Genomic DNA, 14,375 nt, shown 5'->3' with positions numbered 1-14,375 from the left:
TTCGAGACCGCTCCCCACGGTCGCGCTCTCGCTATGCTCCGCGGTTTCGCTCCACTCCCCGCTCCACCGAGGGCCGCGCTCCTTGCAGTCGCGCGCCCCTCGCTACCGCTCACGGGTCGTTCCTCCCCGTTCGCGTTCGAGGTTCCTGCGGAACCTCGCTACTCCCGCGCGGCCTCGACGGCCTCGACGAACTCGGCGGCGCTCTCGCGCACCTGGTCCATGTCGTCGTTCTCGATGGCCTCGTAGTCGACCAGCGCGGACCCGGCCCCGACGGCGACGGCGCCCGCGTCGAAGTACTCTGCGACGTTGTCGGTGGAGACGCCGCCGGTCGGCATGATGGGCACGTCGCCGAGCGGTCCCTGAAGTGCGCCGATGTGGCCCGGGCCGACGGTGGAGGCGGGGAACATCTTCAGGATGTCCGCGCCCGCTTCCATCGCGTCGGCGGCCTCGCTGGGCGTCATCACGCCGGGGACGCAGACGACGCCCTCGCGGTTGCAGACGTCGACGACGTCCTCGTTGAGGTTCGGGGCGAGGACGAACTCCGCGCCGGCCTCGATGACGTTGCGCGCGGCGGCGGCGTCCATCACGGTGCCGGCACCGATGACGGCGTCGGTGCCCTCGAGTTCCTTGTCGACGGCCGCTATCATGTCCGAACAGCGCTTGGCGTCGGCGGTGAGTTCCAGCGCCGTGACGCCGCCCTCGTGGACGGCCTTCGCCACGTCGACCATCTTCTCCTCGGGGATGCCGCGGAGGACGGCCGTGACGCCGCTGTCTACGAGTTGCTGCTGGACTGCCTGTTTGCTCGTCATAGGCGACGGTGCGCGGGCAGGGGCCAAAAGCGTAGGTGAAAGGCGTCAGTCCTCGGCCTTGGGGTCGTACGGCAGGGCGATGTCCGTCTTCGGCGCGCCGACGCCCAACACTCGAACCGACGCGTCGGCGTCCTCGGGGACGAACGCGCGGTGTGGACTCTCGGGTTCGGCGACGAACACCTCGCCGGCGGGCACGACGAACTCGCCGTCTGGCGTCTCGACGTGAAGCGTCCCCGAGAGGACGTAGAACAGCTCTTCTCGCTGTTCGTGGTAGTGGTACGTCCGGGGCAGTTGCTCGCCGGGGGCCATCTCGTAGGTGGCGGCGTGGAGTGCGTGGAGTTCGGCCGCGTCGGAGATGCCCCGTCGGTCACAGGGGTAGTCCTCGGTCTCTGGGAGGTCGTCGGGGTCGAGGTGGTGGTAGCCCATAGCGACTGTGGGGACGGCGGCGGGCAAAAGGGTGGTCACCCGAACAGCCAGACCAGCACCGAGAGCGTCCCGAGCGAGGCGACGGTGGTCGCGAAGACGTTCAGCGACGCGAACGCCTCGTCGCCGCCGAGTTCGTTCGTGTAGACGTACGTCGAGACGGCCGTCGGGACGCCCAGCATCACGACGGCGGCCCCGAGTGCGGTCGGGTCCAACCCGAGCGCGGAGAACACCGCCCACGCGAGGACGGGCATCCAGACAACCTTCAGCGCGACGACGCCCGTGCTCTCGCTCAGCGCCGACAGCGAGAGGTCCGTATCGAGGGTGCCGCCGATACAGACGAGCGCCAGCGGCAGGGCCAGCGCCGAGACGGATTCGAGGCCCGTGAGGACCGGACCCGGCACGCCGACGCCGGCGAGCGACGCGAGGACGCCGGCCGCCAACGCGACGAGGACGGGATTGGTGAGCAGTTCGCGGAGTTCCCCCGCGAGCGACGCCTCGCTGTCGTTGAGTCGCACGAGCAGGAAGACGGTGATGGGGACGGTGCTCAACGACCCGACGCCGAGGACGACGCTGGCGACGGCGGCGGCCTCGCCTCCGAGCGTGGCGGCCACCAGCGGGAGGCCGAGAAAGCCCATGTTCCCGTGGTAGGACTGGACCACGGCGACGCTCCGGCGGGCGTCGCTGTCGTGGTCGCGGTGGACGACCCACCCGACGGCCACGGTCAGCGCCAGTACCAGCCAGAACCCGCCCAGCAGCGCCGGCGAGACCAGTTCGCCCAGCGGCCGGTCGTACGTCGAGGCGAACACGAGCGCCGGGAGGGCGACGTAGAACGCGACCCCGGTCAGCAGGCTCGTCCGGTCCTCGTCGAGGACGCCGACGCGGCGCAGGCCGACGCCGGCGGCGAGGAAGGCGAGCATGTAGGTTAGCTGTCCGAGGACGGCCATATCGGTTCCAGCCGGTTGGCCCTCTTGTCCCTTTCGTCACCGCCGTGGCCCCGACTCCCGGTGACAACAAGCCTTTACCCGTGCGGTCGCGTACCTCGGGCCAACAATGGTACTCGACGATTTGGGGAGTTCCCTGCGGGGGACTCTCGACGACCTCCGCGGGAAGTCCCGCATCTCCGAGGAGGACATCGAGGACGTCGTCAAGGAGATACAGCGGTCGCTGTTGCAGGCCGACGTCGACGTCTCGCTGGTACAGGAGCTCTCACAGAACATCAAGTCGCGCGCGCTGGACGAGGAACCGCCGGCCGGCACCACGCCGCGTGACTGGGTGCTGCGCATCGTCTACGAGGAACTGGTCGACCTCGTCGGCGAGTCGACGGACCTCCCCCTCGAAGAGCAGACCATCATGCTCGCCGGTCTCTACGGGTCGGGGAAGACCACGACGGCGGCGAAGATGGCGTGGTGGTTCTCGACGAAGGGCCTCCGTCCGGCCGTCATCCAGACGGACACCGACCGCCCCGGCGCGTACGACCAGGCGAAGGAGATGGCCGACCGCGCCGAAGTGGAGTTCTACGGCGACCCCGACGAGAACGACCCCGTGACGATTGCCCGCGAGGGGCTCGAAGCCACGAAGGACGCCGACGTCCGCATCGTCGACACGGCGGGTCGTGACGGCCTGAATCAGGAACTCATCGAGCAGATAGAGCGCATCGAAGCCGAGGTGAACCCGGACCGGAACCTCCTCGTGCTGGACGCGGCGATGGGCCAGAGCGCGAAGAGTCAGGCGGCGGACTTCCAGGAGGCCATCGGCATCGACGGCGTCGTCATCACGAAACTCGACGGGACGGCGAAAGGTGGGGGCGCACTGGCGGCCGTCGACGAGACGGACTCGACCATCGCCTTCCTCGGGTCCGGTGAGACGGTCAAGGACATCGAGCGCTTCGAGCCCTCGGGGTTCATCTCCCGACTGCTCGGGATGGGCGACCTGAAGCAACTGACCGAGCGCGTCGAGCGGGCGATGGAGGAGACGGGCGAAGAGGAGGAGGACTGGGACCCCGAGGACATGCTGGAGGGCCAGTTCACCCTCAAGGACATGCGCAAGCAGATGGAGACGATGAACAACATGGGGCCGCTCGACCAAGTGATGGACATGATTCCGGGGCTGGGCGGCGGACTGATGGACCAGTTGCCGGACAACGCCATGGACGTCACCCAAGAGCGGATGCGGGACTTCGAGGTCATCATGGACTCGATGACCGAGGAGGAACTGGAGAACCCCCGAGTGGTCGGCCAGTCCCGGACCGAGCGCATCGCTCGCGGGTCCGGCAAGCCAGAGGAGCGCATCCGCGAACTGCTCCAGCAACACAAGCAGATGGAGCAGATGCTCAAGCAGTTCCAGGGGATGGGCGACGGCGACATGGAGCGCATGATGAAACAGATGCAACAGGGCGGCGGCGGTGGCGGCATGGGCGGCATGGGCGGCGGCGGTCCCGGCCCGTTCTGAGCGCCCCAGTCGCGAAGTCCGGCAATCGGCGGTTCTCGGTCACTGAGACCACGCTGACGGCTTAATGGCCCGTCGACCGTACCTTCGAGTATGTACGAGATAGTCGTCGGCATCGACCGGAACGAACGGCGAGCGCGCACACAGGCGACCGAACTCGTCGCGATGCCGCTGGACCACGAGGAGACGCACGTGACGCTGGTCCACGACTTCGAGACGAACCCCGAGGCGGGGACGGTGACGCAAGTCGCGGCGGTCCGACGGGCCCGGGAGGTGCTGGAGGAGGCCGGCGTCGACGTCTCCCTAGAGGGGACGAGCGGCGACCCGGCCGAGGCACTGCTCGACGTGGCCGAGAAGCGAGACGCGGACCTCCTCGTCGTCGCCGCTCGCAAGCGGACGCCCGCCGGGAAGGTGCTGTTCGGGAGCGTCACGCAGGGCGTCCTCCTCGGGACGGACCGGCCGGTGATGGTGTGTGGCGGCGAGCGAGCGTAGCGGCTACGCACTCGGGTGGCCGTAACAACAGCCACGGGCGTTCGCTGGGTCGGCGAACGCGGCCCGCGTCACTCGTCGGCGTCGGCCCGCGTCACTCGTCGGCGTCGGCCCGCGTGCGGGCGGCCTCGTTCTCGTTGAATCCCTCGACGACGGCCTCGAGCGCGGCCGAGGCCCCCACGCCGGCGTGAGCGACCATCGGCGAGACGCTCACTTCGCCGTCGACCAGCGAGCGGCGGTCGCTCCCGACGGGGTAACGCTCGCGCAACCGTTCGCGGTCGACCACGTCGAACGGGTTCTCCCAGCCGACCGTGTCGGGCCAGACGACGTCACGGAGGGCGATGTCCCCTTCCGTGCCGGTGTTGGCCTTCTCGTCGACGTCGTCCTCGGGGTCGTGGTCGACGGCGAGGTCGTAGTCCGTCAGCGGGTCGGTCACCCGCATCTGCGGGTCCGGTTCGTCGACGGGGACGTTCACGTTCAGCAGGTCGGCGTCGCCGAAGGTGTCCCCCGAGAGGGTGCGGACGACGAGTTCCGTGGTCACCCGCGCGGGTCGGTCGTAGTCGTAGTTCTCGGGCGGCGAGGGGAAGAGGTCCGTCGAGTGGTACGCCGAGACGGCGATGCCCGGCACGCCGAGGAACCCGGCCTCGACGCAGGCACCGACGGTGCCGGAGCGCCCGACGACGTAGTTGCCGGTGTTGGGGCCATGGTTACACCCCGAGACAACGAGGTCGAAGTCGGTGTCGAGGCCGCGGAGGCCGTAGGCCACGCAGTCCGCGGGCGTCCCGTCGAGCGCGTACCCCCACGGGTGGGACTCGCGGGCGGTCCGGTGGCTCCGCGTCCGGCCGACGCCGCTCTGGTTCTCGGTGGGCGCGACGACGGTGACGTCCGCGACAGCGGTCAGTTCCTCGTAGAGGCTGGCAAGCCCCGACGCGTCGATGCCATCGTCGTTCGTCAGGAGGACCCGTGGCTCGTCCATCGGAATGTGGGTTCGAGCGTGGCGTGGTGAACGCTTCGGTCCGCCGCCGCGCCGACCGAGCGACCGGGCGGCGAACACCCCTCTTTTTGCGAGTGGGGCCGGTTGCATCCAACAATGACCGTCCGCGAGGTGGCCGTCGAGGCCTATCGGGAGTCCATCCCGGTGTTGCTGCTCAGCGCGGCGGGAGGGCTCTTCGCGGGCGTCGTCCTCGGAGGGATGGACGCGGAACTGGAACAGGTCGCGGGGTTGCTCGTTCTGGTGCCGGCGCTGTTGGCCACGCGGGGGAACGTCTACGGGTCGCTCGGTGCCAGACTCGGCTCTGCACTCCATCAGGGGCTGGTCGAACCCCACTTCTCGCTGGCCGACGAGCGAGTCAACGCGGCCGTGGCGGGAGCGCTGGCGAACGGCGTCCTCGTCAGCGGGGTGGCGGCGGTGCTGGCCGTCGCACTGCTGGTGGCGCTGGGGCGTCCCTCCGCCCCGCTGATGACGCTGGTGGGCATCGCGCTCGTGGCCGGCCTCGTCTCGGGCGTCCTCCTCACCGTCGCCGTCGTCTCCGTCGTCTTCGTCGGCTACCGGTGCGGGCTGAACCCGGACACGCTGGCCGGTCCCGTCGTGACGACCACCGGTGACGTGGTGGGCATCGCGACGCTGTTGGGTGCGACGCGACTCGTCCTCGCGCTGGGAGGGGCCTGACGTGGCCGCGTCCGAGTGGACGGTCCGGGGTATCGTCCGCCGGATGTTCCCGGTGCTGGTCGTCCTCACGGCCATCGAACTCGGGAGCGGCCTCGTCCTCGACACCTTCGAGTCGACGCTGTTGCGCTACCCGTCGCTGCTCGTCCTCGTCCCCGTCACGATAGGGATGGCCGGCAATCTCGGGAGCATCCTCGCGGCCCGCCTCTCGACGGCGTTCCACCTCGGCCTGCTCTCGTTCGACCCGACGGACGACCGACTGGCGGGCAACGCCCTCGCAATCGTCGCGCTCGCCGTCACCGTCTTCCCGCTGGTCGGCGCCGGCGCGTGGGCGGTGCAGGCCGTCCTCGGGGGCGTCCGCCTCTCGCTCCCGATGGTGGTCGCCGTCGCCCTCACCAGCGGGGTCACGCTCGCGGCGCTCGCCATCGCCGTCACGACGCTGACGACGTACGCCGCCTACCGGTTCGAACTGGACCCCGACGACGTGGTCATCCCCGTGGTGACGAACGTCTGTGACGTCCTCGGGGTGTTGGTGCTGTTCGGCGCGGTGCGACTGCTGGTCACCTGAGCGCGCTCACTATCTGCCCCGACCGACGGACCTTTGCCGTCTACGGCCCGATTTTCACGCGTGCTGCCGCTCGTCGCCGACCTCCTCGCACACCCGGTCGCCGGCCTGTTGGCCGACGTCGCAGAGCGGGTCCTGCGCATCACCGTCTTCCTCTCGCTGGGCGTGTTCCTCGCGAACCTCGCGGTCGCGTTCGGCCTCGTCGACAGGATTGCGACCGTCTCCCGGTACCTGACGGGGCCGGCGAACCTCCCGGACGAGGTGGGGACGGCCATCCTGACGACGACGGCCTCCCCGACCGCCGGGTACGGGATGCTCGCCGACTTCCGGGACTCGGGCGTGCTGGACGACCGGGCGACGCTCGTGGCGGTGACGATAAACACGTTCTTCGGGTTCGCCCAGCACATCGTCACCTTCTACGCGCCCATCCTGATTCCGATTCTCGGCGCGCGGGTCGGCGTCCTCTACGTCACCACGCGGGGCCTCGTGGCACTGGCCATCACGCTGACCGGCATCGCGGCGGGGGCGGTCTTACTGGACGAGTCGAACGTCGACGCGGCCGGCGTTCCGGCCGACCACGAGGCCAGTCCGGACGGCGGCCGCGACGTGGCGGCCGACGACGACTCGACGGACCGCGAGGCGAAGGTCCGCGAGGCCTACGCCGAGACGGTCGAGAAGGTCCGGGACATCCTGCCGCGACTGGCCGCTATCTACGTCGTCGTCTCGCTGCTCGTGGCGTACTCCGACCAGTTGCTCGCGCTGTTCGGTGCGGGCGGGGCGAGCGTCGTCGGCGCGGCCGGCGACCTGACCGGAGTGCTCGGTCTGCCCGGGGCGGCGGTGCCCGTCGTCGCCGCGTTCTCCCTCGACACGACCTCTGGAGCGGTGGTCATCGCGCCGCTGATTCGGGACGGCACCTTCACCGCCCGGACGGCCGTGGCGACGATGCTGGTCGGCGGTATCGTCTCCTTCGCCGTCTCGACGTTCAAGCGGTCGATTCCCTTCCAGTACGGCATCTGGGGCCGTGAGTTCGGGGCGAAGGTCGTCGCCGTCAACACGGGGTTGAAAATCGTCTGGATAGCCGTCGCGCTGGTCGTCTTGCTGGCCTAGTCGAACGCGTAGGCCATCATCACTTCGTCCACTTCCTCGTCGCCGACGGTGTAGTGGTTCCGGCGGATGCCCTCGGTGTGCCAGCCGTGGGCTTCGAGGAACGACAGCGCGTTCTCGGAGACGGCGGGGACGCTGTTGTACAGTTTCCGGTAGCCGTTGGCCCGCGCCCACTCCATCCCGCGCTCGATGAGTTGACTCCCGATGCCCTCGCCGCGGTGGTCGCTCACGACGCCGACAGTCAACTGCGCCGTCTCCCGGAGTTTGTCCAGTTGCGGCAGGTCGAGGTGACACCAGCCGACCACCTCGTCGTCGACGGTGGCGACGAAGAACACGCGCGACTGGACGGTGTTGTGCCGCGTGACGGCGTCCTCGTACAGCAACTGTTCGGCGACGCTCTCGGCGACGACGTAGGTGCTCTCGGCGGAGACGTCGCGGATGGCCTCCACGAGGCCGTCGAAGTCGTCGGGCCGGGCCGGCCGGATGACGTAGGTGAACGAGTCGGTGGTGTGGGTCTCGATGGCTCCCACGTCGAGTGCCACCGCCAGCGTCCCGCCGTCGTCTTCGAGGTACCCCTTCGAGAGGAGGTGTTCGAGCGCCTCGTCGAACGTCTCGCTGTCCAACTCCGTCGCCGCCCGCGCCCGGTGTCGGGCCGCCGTCCCGTGTCGTTCGACGTACTGGTAGACCGCTCTGGCCGCACTCGTCTCGAACGTCGGCCGTTCGAAGGCTTCCATACGTACGACACGGCGCGGCGCGGGCTTAACGATTGCCATCTGTTATCACTTCTCACGACGGTCGTTATCCCGGGCCGGGGATGGGGTCCGAGATGACCACTGCGTCGCCCTCGACGACGCAGTTCCCATCGCCGTCGTCGACGGCCGTCGCGAGGCGGAACCGGTCTTCCTGCAACTGCTCGACCACCTCGCAGTGGGCGGTGACCCGGTCGCCGATGTCCACGGGGCCGCGGTAGCTGAGTTCCTGCGAGAGGTAGATGGTCATCCCCGGCAGTCGGGCGAGCGCGGCGCTGATGATGCCGGAGACGAGGGTGCCGTGGACGATGCGACGGCCGAACCGACTGGCCTCGGCGAAGGTGTCGTCCAGATGGAGGCGGTTCGTATCGCCGCTGACCTCCGCGAACCGCTCGACGTCGCTTTCGGAGAGCGTCTTCGAGAAGCGGACGTGGTCGCCGACGTCGATGCCGTCGGCGGTGCCGTAGCTCTCGAACTCCCAGTCTTCGTCCTCGTACAGCGTGTCCGGGCGGGTGAACCGACGACGCTCCGGTTTCACGTCTCTGGCGGGCGCTGGCTGAGCGAGGTGCGGGATGTACCGGGAGAGGTCCGTCGTCGTGAGGATGCCGACGAGTTCGCCGTCCTCGACGACGGGGAGTTTCTTGACGCCGTGCGTGCGGAAGCGCTCGACGGCCTCCTCCACGTCGGCGTCGGGACCGATGGTGACCAGCGCCGTGGCCATCACGTCGCCGACGGTCAGGGCGTTCGTGTCGCCCTCTTCGGCGGTGACGGCGACGACGTCGCTCTCGGTGACGATGCCGACGCAGTCGCCGTCTCGCTCGACGACGAGCGAGCCGATACCTTCGTCGCGAAGCCGTCTCGCGGCGTCCACCACGGAACTGTCCGGGTCGATAGTCCGGGCCGGCGACTGCATGACCTCCCTGACGGGCAGTGGGACGAGCATCGTCTCGTTTCTCTCAATCCAGTACCATAAACTCCGCCCGGCAGACTTGTGGTCGTGGCCCGCGTCGCTCCGACGATGCGACGAGTCCCGTTCGGCGTCGTGGCCGCGCTCCTGGTCGTCGTGGCCGGCTGTGGCGGGTTCGGCGTCCCGGCCGGTCCCCAAGCCGGAACCGCGACCGACCAGACCGCCGCCGGCGACCCGGCGGCCGGCCCGCTCCCCGAGGTCGAAACCGAGGTGTCGGTCACCGCCGTCGTCGACGGGGACACCATCCGCATAGAGTACGACAACGGGACCAGAGATACGGTGCGACTGGTCGGGGTGGACACGCCGGAGGTCAACGCCGAGAACGACCCGCCGGAGTTCGAGGGCGTCCCCGACACCGATGCCGGAGCCAGTTGTCTCCGCGATGCGGGCATCGACGCCTCGAACGTCGCCAAGGACCGCTTGCTCGGTGAGACGGTCGGCCTCGCGTTCGACCCCGAGACGGACCGCCGCGGGTACTACGACCGTCTGCTGGCCTACGTCGTCGTGGACGGACGGCTGTTCAACTACCGACTCGTCGCCACCGGGCGCGCCCGCGTCTACGACGAGAGCCCCTTCTCCCGAAAGGACCGTTTCCTCGCGGCCGAGTCGGCCGCCCGCGAGGCCCGCCGCGGCCTCTGGCGCTGCGCCGACCCCGACTCCGTCACTCGGGCGACGCCGACCGCCAGCGAGTCGGGACTGGCCCTCGCCGAGATACACCCGGACGCCGCGGGCAACGACAACGAGAACCTGAACGCCGAGTACGTCGTCCTCGCGAACCGCGGCGACGCCCCGCTGAACCTCACGGGGTGGACTGTCGCCGACGAGGCCGACCACGTCTACACGTTCGGGTGCTATACGCTGGCTGCGGGGGAAACCGTCACTATCCACACCGGGAGCGGCACCGACACCCGGCGCGACCGCTACTGGGGGCGGACGGGTGCGGTCTGGAACAACGGCGGCGACACCGTCGTCGTCCGGGACGCCGACGGGCGGGTCGTCCTCGAACGGTCGTACTGAAACCGGTCGCGTTCGTGCCCGTCGGTCCCGCTATCGCCCGGCCCGCCGTGACGCGAGCATCGACGCCGGGCGACGGGTGACGCCGCCGACGAGTGCGCTCGCCATCACGGCGAACAGCGCCACGAGGGTGAGCGTCGCCGCGACGAACGCGGCCGTCGTGAGCGGGGCCGACCCCGCGAGGTCACCCGCGAACAGCGCTAGCAGGGCGAGAACGTGCCCGCCGAGCAGTCGGGTCTGGTGTGTCGTCATTCGTGGACTGTCTTGGCGACGACGGCGGTTAAGCCGTGCGAGACCCCTGTCTACGGGGCACAGAGTCACACAGTAGCAGTAAGCCTGACCTATCGGTCGTCGCGCCGGTCCGACTGGCGGGCCGACAAGCAGTATAAGCGCGCCGAGGGCTAAGACGGGGTATGGACGCTCGTCGGTACGCCCCCTCCTCGCGCGCGGTGGACTGGGGGCTGTTCGCCGCCGTCGCCGTCCTGCTGACGACGGGCGTGGCGACGATGTTCACCGGGACGCCCAGCACCGCGTGGGTAATCGACGTCCACGCCGTCGCCGGGGTCGTCCTCCTCCCACTCCTCGGGGCGAAACTGTGGCGCGTCCGAGGGCGCGTCTCGCCCGACCGGTTGACCGGGCGACGCGCACTCTCACTGCTTCTCGCCGTCGACGCCGCCGGTGCGCTGGCGACGGGCGTCTGGTGGGTGTTCGGCGGGACGCTCGACTTGGGCCCGTGGGGGCTGTTTCACCTCCACGTCGCTCTCGGACTGTTGGTCCCGCCCTTACTGCTCGCCCACCTTCGCTACCGGTTCCACTCGCCGACCGGTGTGACCCGCCGAGGCCGCCGGGACGCCATCCGGTACGCCGGCCTCGTCACGGCGGGGGCGCTGGTCTGGCGGTTGCAGGGCCCGGTCAACGACGCCTTCGAGACGGCGGGGGCCGACCGCCGCTACACGGGGTCCCGCGAGGAGGGGTCCGACGACGGCAACCGGTTCCCGGTGACCAGTTGGGTCGCCGACGACCCCGACCCCGTCGACGCCGGCGCGTGGCGACTGGCGGTCACGGGCCGGGTCGCCGAGGAGCGGTCGTTCACGCTCGAGGACGTTCCGGTCGACGCGAGCGAGGACGCCGTCCTCGACTGCACGAGCGGGTGGTACTCCGGCCACGAGTGGCAGGGCGTCGGCGTCGGCGACCTGCTGGACGCGGCCGAGACTGACGACGCCGCGCGGTGGGTCCAGTTCCGCTCGGTGACTGGGTACCGATGGAGCCTACCTATCGAGGAGGCCGAGGACGTGATTCTCGCCACGCACGTCGACGGCGAGCGACTCTCGCACGGCCACGGGTTCCCGCTTCGACTCGTCGCGCCGGGACGGCGCGGCTTCCAGTGGGTGAAGTGGGTCGAGGAAGTGCGGGTGACCGAGCGGCGCGAACTCGGGGAGTGGCTGGCGATATTCGTCAGCGGTCTCTGAGTGCTACAGCAGGGCGTCGACGGTCGCCCAGAGGTCCGGCCCGTCGCTGTCTGGGCCTTCGTAGTGAATCGGCACGAACCCGGCAGCGCGGCCGCCCTCCACGTCGGCCTCGTACTCGTCGCCGACCATCACGTACTCGTCGGCGGGCAGGCGCTCGCGCACGAGGTCGAACGGGGCCGCGTCGGGCTTGTGCGCCCCGGCCTCGTAGGAGGCGACGACGGTGTCGAACAGGCCGGTGAGGTCGTGGTGGTCGAGTTTGCCGACCTGCCAGTCGCGGACGCCGTTGGTGACGACGGCGAGGGCGTTGTCCCCGGACAGCGTCTCGAGGCTCTCGCGGGCGGCGTCGGGGACGGTGGTCGCGGCGTAGTCGTTCTCGCGCAGCGTCTCGACCATCGCGTCTGGGTCGGCGTCCGCGTCCACCGCGTCGACGAGGGCGGCCATCGCTCTCCGGTGGGGGTCGGGTTCGAGTGCGTCGAAGGCCGACTGGTACGCGGACCGGCCGACAGCGTGGCGATCGGCGTCGAGAGCGATGCCGTGGGCCTCGAACGTCGTCTCGACCACCGCCTCGTAGGGCCGGGTGTAGTGGACCAGCGTCCCGTCGAGGTCGAAACACAGCGCGGTCGTCATTCCGTATCGATTGGCTGGCCGTCCTCCGTCGGCGGCGCGACGTAGTCGATGTAGCTCTCGGCGTCGGGGTCACGGACGGTGACCTCGACGTGGATGTCGCCCAGTTCGGAGGGGTCGCCGACGGCGAAGTTGACCCGCCCCTCGAAGGCCGCCTGCTTCTTCAGGTCGAACGCGAAGGTGTCGCCCGACAGCGAGTCGAAGAACACCGAGCGAGCGGTGTCGAGAATCTCCGCGCGGTGGAGTTCCTCGGAGAACCCCTCCATCGTGTGCACCTCGGCGACGAGTTCCCCCTCACGGTGCGTGGGGTCGGCCTCGGGGAACAGGTTGCGGATGGCGTCGGCCACCCGGTCGGTCACCTCGGTATCTTCGACGGGGGCGGTGATGACCACGTCGACGCTGTACACGGCGCTCACGACTGCACCGCCTCCGGACCGTCCCGCAGTAGCGTGCGCACTTTCCGCTGGAAGGCCGCCAGCGACTCGGCGTTGTCGATGGTGAGGTCGGCCATCTCCATGGCCTCGCCCATCCCGAAGCCCAGTTCCCGTTCGTCCCGGTCCTCGAGGGACTCGCCGCCCTCGTCGCCGCTGGCGTCCCGGCCCCGGAGGTCCAGTCGCTCGGCGCGTAGTTCGAAGGGCGCGTCGACCTTCACGAGCAGGAACGACTCGCCGAAGGCGTCGCGGAACGCGTCGACCTCCACGTCCGAGCGGATGCCGTCGACGAGGACGGTGCCGCCGTCGTCGCGTTCGCGCTTGATGACCGGCAGGGACCGCTCGGCGATGGCCCCGGGACCGTTCTCCGCGCGCAGGGCCTTCGCCACCTCGCCGTGGTGGGTGGCGGGGTCCAGTCCCCGTTCGCGGCACTCCTCGCGGATGACGTCGCCCATCGTCACGACCGGGACGCCCATGTCGGCGGCGACGTTGGCCGCCTCGCTCTTGCCGCTGCCCGGCAACCCGACGATACCGATGACTGTCATTGCCGACGGTTTGTCGACAGCGGGCTAAAGACCTGCTGTTCTGGCACCTGGGTCGCTGTCGAGATTGGTAACGGCCCGCCCACTCCGAAATGTGTGCGGTGGTGCGGGCGTCTGTCTTGCTCCAGAAACTCGAAAACCTGCCAGTCACCGCTCGCGGACGACGACGAACTCCGCCAAGTCGCGCAGGTACTCCATCGACTGGGAGTCGGGAGCGTTCACCGTCGAGAGCGCGTCTAGCGCCGCGTCGGACTCCGCGCGAGCGCGGTCGTTGGCCTCCTCCGTGGTCAGTTCGGTCACCTCGACCAGCGAGGGCCGTTCCATCTCGGCGTCGTGGCCCGTCGGTTTGCCCAGTGTCTCGGCGTCGGCGGTGGCGTCCAACACGTCGTCGCGCATCTGGAACGCCACGCCGACGCGCTCTGCGTACTCGCCCATCGCCTCGACGGTGTAGGCGTCGGCGTCGGCGGCGATAGCGCCGAGTTCCGCCGCGGCCCGGAACAGCGCCCCGGTCTTGCGGCGGGCCAGTTGCATGTACTCCTCCTCGTTGGTGGGCTGGGCGACCAGCTCCGTCGCCTCGCCCTCGCCGAGTTCGACCATCGCCTCGGAGACGGTCTGCATCGCTCGTTCGTCGGCCGAGAACAGCGCGAACGCCTCGCCCAGCAAGCCGTCGGAGGCGATGATAGCCGGCCCGTGGCCGAACTCTGCCCACGCCGCCGGCGTCCCGCGTCGCAACTCGGACTCGTCGATGATGTCGTCGATGACCAGCGAGGCATTGTGGACCAGTTCGATGCCGACGGCGAAGTCGACGGCGTCCGCTGGCTCCCCACCGAGGGCCTCACAGACGAGCACCGTGACTGTCGGTCGCACGCGTTTCCCACCCGAGAGCGCGACGTGACGGACTTCCTCGGCGAGTTCGTCCGGCTCGATGCCGTCCAAGACGGCCTCCAGGCGCTCCTCGACGCGGTCACGACGCCGCTCGAGATACTCCATTACGTACCAGTTGGGACCACCCGGAAAAGTACCTGACGACCCGGTCTTCCCCGGTAGGTCGTCGGCGACCGCACGACGGGGCGGT

Annotated in this window: 18 protein-coding genes; 7 read left to right on the top strand and 11 right to left on the bottom strand. The window is 69.6% G+C overall.

Annotated elements, in window-relative coordinates:
* Positions 1-158: 158 nt before the first annotated feature.
* The 3 genes from Hhyl6_RS11330 to Hhyl6_RS11320 are packed head-to-tail and all read right to left on the bottom strand — an operon-like array spanning position 159 to position 2,179.
* Complete coding sequence (locus tag Hhyl6_RS11330; RefSeq protein ID WP_470311646.1) at positions 159-809, bottom strand: bifunctional 4-hydroxy-2-oxoglutarate aldolase/2-dehydro-3-deoxy-phosphogluconate aldolase; 651 nt, start codon at positions 807-809, stop codon at positions 159-161.
* A 45-nt stretch (positions 810-854) separates the two neighbouring features.
* A complete protein-coding gene (locus Hhyl6_RS11325; RefSeq protein ID WP_483739298.1) occupies positions 855-1,235 on the bottom strand; it encodes a cupin domain-containing protein in 381 nt (126 codons plus the stop codon).
* 35 nt (positions 1,236-1,270) lie between these two features.
* Positions 1,271-2,179 carry an AEC family transporter gene (locus Hhyl6_RS11320; RefSeq protein ID WP_483739297.1) on the bottom strand — a complete coding sequence of 303 codons (909 nt, stop codon included), beginning with the start codon at positions 2,177-2,179 and terminating at the stop codon, positions 1,271-1,273.
* Between the two features lie 106 nt (positions 2,180-2,285).
* On the opposite strand from Hhyl6_RS11320, the gene Hhyl6_RS11315 reads away from it, so the two are divergent.
* Positions 2,286-3,683: a signal recognition particle protein Srp54 gene (locus tag Hhyl6_RS11315; protein WP_483739296.1), complete on the top strand. Its 1,398-nt coding sequence runs from the start codon at positions 2,286-2,288 to the stop codon at positions 3,681-3,683.
* A 90-nt stretch (positions 3,684-3,773) separates the two neighbouring features.
* Positions 3,774-4,172 carry a universal stress protein gene (locus tag Hhyl6_RS11310; RefSeq protein ID WP_483739295.1) on the top strand — a complete coding sequence of 133 codons (399 nt, stop codon included), beginning with the start codon at positions 3,774-3,776 and terminating at the stop codon, positions 4,170-4,172.
* Between the two features lie 91 nt (positions 4,173-4,263).
* Here the strand turns inward: Hhyl6_RS11310 and surE are convergent, their stop codons facing one another.
* Positions 4,264-5,145, bottom strand: a complete 882-nt coding sequence (surE, locus tag Hhyl6_RS11305; protein WP_483739294.1) for a 5'/3'-nucleotidase SurE — start codon at positions 5,143-5,145, stop codon at positions 4,264-4,266.
* Between the two features lie 114 nt (positions 5,146-5,259).
* Between surE and Hhyl6_RS11300 the strand changes: the two genes are divergently transcribed.
* Genes Hhyl6_RS11300 through Hhyl6_RS11290 form a run of 3 tightly spaced genes read left to right on the top strand, consistent with a single transcriptional unit; the run spans position 5,260 to position 7,507 of the window.
* Complete coding sequence (locus Hhyl6_RS11300; RefSeq protein WP_483739293.1) at positions 5,260-5,838, top strand: magnesium transporter; 579 nt, start codon at positions 5,260-5,262, stop codon at positions 5,836-5,838.
* Positions 5,839-5,881: 43 nt separating this feature from the next.
* Positions 5,882-6,403 (top strand): magnesium transporter, encoded by a 522-nt coding sequence (locus tag Hhyl6_RS11295; protein ID WP_483739702.1) that lies wholly within the window; start codon positions 5,882-5,884, stop codon positions 6,401-6,403.
* A gap of 60 nt (positions 6,404-6,463) precedes the next feature.
* A complete protein-coding gene (locus Hhyl6_RS11290; RefSeq protein WP_483739292.1) occupies positions 6,464-7,507 on the top strand; it encodes a nucleoside recognition protein in 1,044 nt (347 codons plus the stop codon).
* On the opposite strand, the gene Hhyl6_RS11285 is transcribed toward Hhyl6_RS11290, so the two are convergent.
* The gene (locus Hhyl6_RS11285) at positions 7,504-8,238 is read right to left on the bottom strand and encodes an N-acetyltransferase family protein (RefSeq protein WP_483739291.1); all 735 of its coding nucleotides are present in this window, start codon (positions 8,236-8,238) and stop codon (positions 7,504-7,506) included. The genes Hhyl6_RS11290 and Hhyl6_RS11285 overlap by 4 nt on opposite strands.
* 64 nt (positions 8,239-8,302) lie before the next feature.
* Positions 8,303-9,196, bottom strand: a complete 894-nt coding sequence (locus tag Hhyl6_RS11280; protein ID WP_483739290.1) for a CBS domain-containing protein — start codon at positions 9,194-9,196, stop codon at positions 8,303-8,305.
* 75 nt (positions 9,197-9,271) lie between these two features.
* On the opposite strand from Hhyl6_RS11280, the gene Hhyl6_RS11275 reads away from it, so the two are divergent.
* Positions 9,272-10,237, top strand: a complete 966-nt coding sequence (locus Hhyl6_RS11275; RefSeq protein WP_483739289.1) for a lamin tail domain-containing protein — start codon at positions 9,272-9,274, stop codon at positions 10,235-10,237.
* 30 nt (positions 10,238-10,267) lie between these two features.
* Here the strand turns inward: Hhyl6_RS11275 and Hhyl6_RS11270 are convergent, their stop codons facing one another.
* A complete protein-coding gene (locus Hhyl6_RS11270) occupies positions 10,268-10,486 on the bottom strand; it encodes a hypothetical protein (protein ID WP_483739288.1) in 219 nt (72 codons plus the stop codon).
* A 161-nt stretch (positions 10,487-10,647) separates the two neighbouring features.
* On the opposite strand from Hhyl6_RS11270, the gene Hhyl6_RS11265 reads away from it, so the two are divergent.
* On the top strand, positions 10,648-11,703 hold the full coding sequence (locus Hhyl6_RS11265; RefSeq protein WP_483739287.1) for a molybdopterin-dependent oxidoreductase: 1,056 nt from the start codon (positions 10,648-10,650) through the stop codon (positions 11,701-11,703).
* Between the two features lie 3 nt (positions 11,704-11,706).
* Here the strand turns inward: Hhyl6_RS11265 and Hhyl6_RS11260 are convergent, their stop codons facing one another.
* From Hhyl6_RS11260 to Hhyl6_RS11245, 4 genes are all read right to left on the bottom strand, one after another.
* A complete protein-coding gene (locus Hhyl6_RS11260; protein WP_483739286.1) occupies positions 11,707-12,330 on the bottom strand; it encodes an HAD family hydrolase in 624 nt (207 codons plus the stop codon).
* On the bottom strand, positions 12,327-12,743 hold the full coding sequence (locus tag Hhyl6_RS11255) for an RNA-binding domain-containing protein (protein ID WP_483739285.1): 417 nt from the start codon (positions 12,741-12,743) through the stop codon (positions 12,327-12,329). Before Hhyl6_RS11255 ends, Hhyl6_RS11260 begins: the two co-directional genes overlap by 4 nt.
* Entirely contained in the window at positions 12,740-13,303 is a 564-nt protein-coding gene (locus Hhyl6_RS11250; RefSeq protein WP_483739284.1) for an AAA family ATPase, read from the bottom strand. Before Hhyl6_RS11250 ends, Hhyl6_RS11255 begins: the two co-directional genes overlap by 4 nt.
* A gap of 144 nt (positions 13,304-13,447) precedes the next feature.
* Complete coding sequence (locus Hhyl6_RS11245; protein ID WP_483739283.1) at positions 13,448-14,290, bottom strand: polyprenyl synthetase family protein; 843 nt, start codon at positions 14,288-14,290, stop codon at positions 13,448-13,450.
* Between the last annotated feature and the right edge of the window lie 85 nt (positions 14,291-14,375).

The sequence above is a fragment of the Haloarcula sp. H-hyl6 genome (genome assembly GCF_056934455.1).
The sequence above is the reverse complement of the archived record's forward strand: the minus strand, read 5'-3'. Positions and strand labels throughout refer to the sequence as shown.

What these genes read in the sequence shown, in the direction of transcription:
- Hhyl6_RS11330 (WP_470311646.1), bottom strand. Translation starts at nt 809, where the DNA reads ATGACGAGCAAACAGGCAGTCCAGCAGCAACTCGTAGACAGCGGCGTC.
- Hhyl6_RS11280 (WP_483739290.1), bottom strand. Translation starts at nt 9,196, where the DNA reads ATGCTCGTCCCACTGCCCGTCAGGGAGGTCATGCAGTCGCCGGCCCGG.
- Hhyl6_RS11260 (WP_483739286.1), bottom strand. Translation starts at nt 12,330, where the DNA reads ATGACGACCGCGCTGTGTTTCGACCTCGACGGGACGCTGGTCCACTAC.
- Hhyl6_RS11265 (WP_483739287.1), top strand. Translation starts at nt 10,648, where the DNA reads ATGGACGCTCGTCGGTACGCCCCCTCCTCGCGCGCGGTGGACTGGGGG.
- Hhyl6_RS11315 (WP_483739296.1), top strand. Translation starts at nt 2,286, where the DNA reads ATGGTACTCGACGATTTGGGGAGTTCCCTGCGGGGGACTCTCGACGAC.
- Hhyl6_RS11245 (WP_483739283.1), bottom strand. Translation starts at nt 14,290, where the DNA reads ATGGAGTATCTCGAGCGGCGTCGTGACCGCGTCGAGGAGCGCCTGGAG.
- Hhyl6_RS11325 (WP_483739298.1), bottom strand. Translation starts at nt 1,235, where the DNA reads ATGGGCTACCACCACCTCGACCCCGACGACCTCCCAGAGACCGAGGAC.
- Hhyl6_RS11285 (WP_483739291.1), bottom strand. Translation starts at nt 8,238, where the DNA reads ATGGAAGCCTTCGAACGGCCGACGTTCGAGACGAGTGCGGCCAGAGCG.
- Hhyl6_RS11295 (WP_483739702.1), top strand. Translation starts at nt 5,882, where the DNA reads ATGTTCCCGGTGCTGGTCGTCCTCACGGCCATCGAACTCGGGAGCGGC.
- Hhyl6_RS11300 (WP_483739293.1), top strand. Translation starts at nt 5,260, where the DNA reads ATGACCGTCCGCGAGGTGGCCGTCGAGGCCTATCGGGAGTCCATCCCG.
- Hhyl6_RS11270 (WP_483739288.1), bottom strand. Translation starts at nt 10,486, where the DNA reads ATGACGACACACCAGACCCGACTGCTCGGCGGGCACGTTCTCGCCCTG.
- Hhyl6_RS11310 (WP_483739295.1), top strand. Translation starts at nt 3,774, where the DNA reads ATGTACGAGATAGTCGTCGGCATCGACCGGAACGAACGGCGAGCGCGC.
- Hhyl6_RS11250 (WP_483739284.1), bottom strand. Translation starts at nt 13,303, where the DNA reads ATGACAGTCATCGGTATCGTCGGGTTGCCGGGCAGCGGCAAGAGCGAG.
- surE (WP_483739294.1), bottom strand. Translation starts at nt 5,145, where the DNA reads ATGGACGAGCCACGGGTCCTCCTGACGAACGACGATGGCATCGACGCG.
- Hhyl6_RS11275 (WP_483739289.1), top strand. Translation starts at nt 9,272, where the DNA reads ATGCGACGAGTCCCGTTCGGCGTCGTGGCCGCGCTCCTGGTCGTCGTG.
- Hhyl6_RS11320 (WP_483739297.1), bottom strand. Translation starts at nt 2,179, where the DNA reads ATGGCCGTCCTCGGACAGCTAACCTACATGCTCGCCTTCCTCGCCGCC.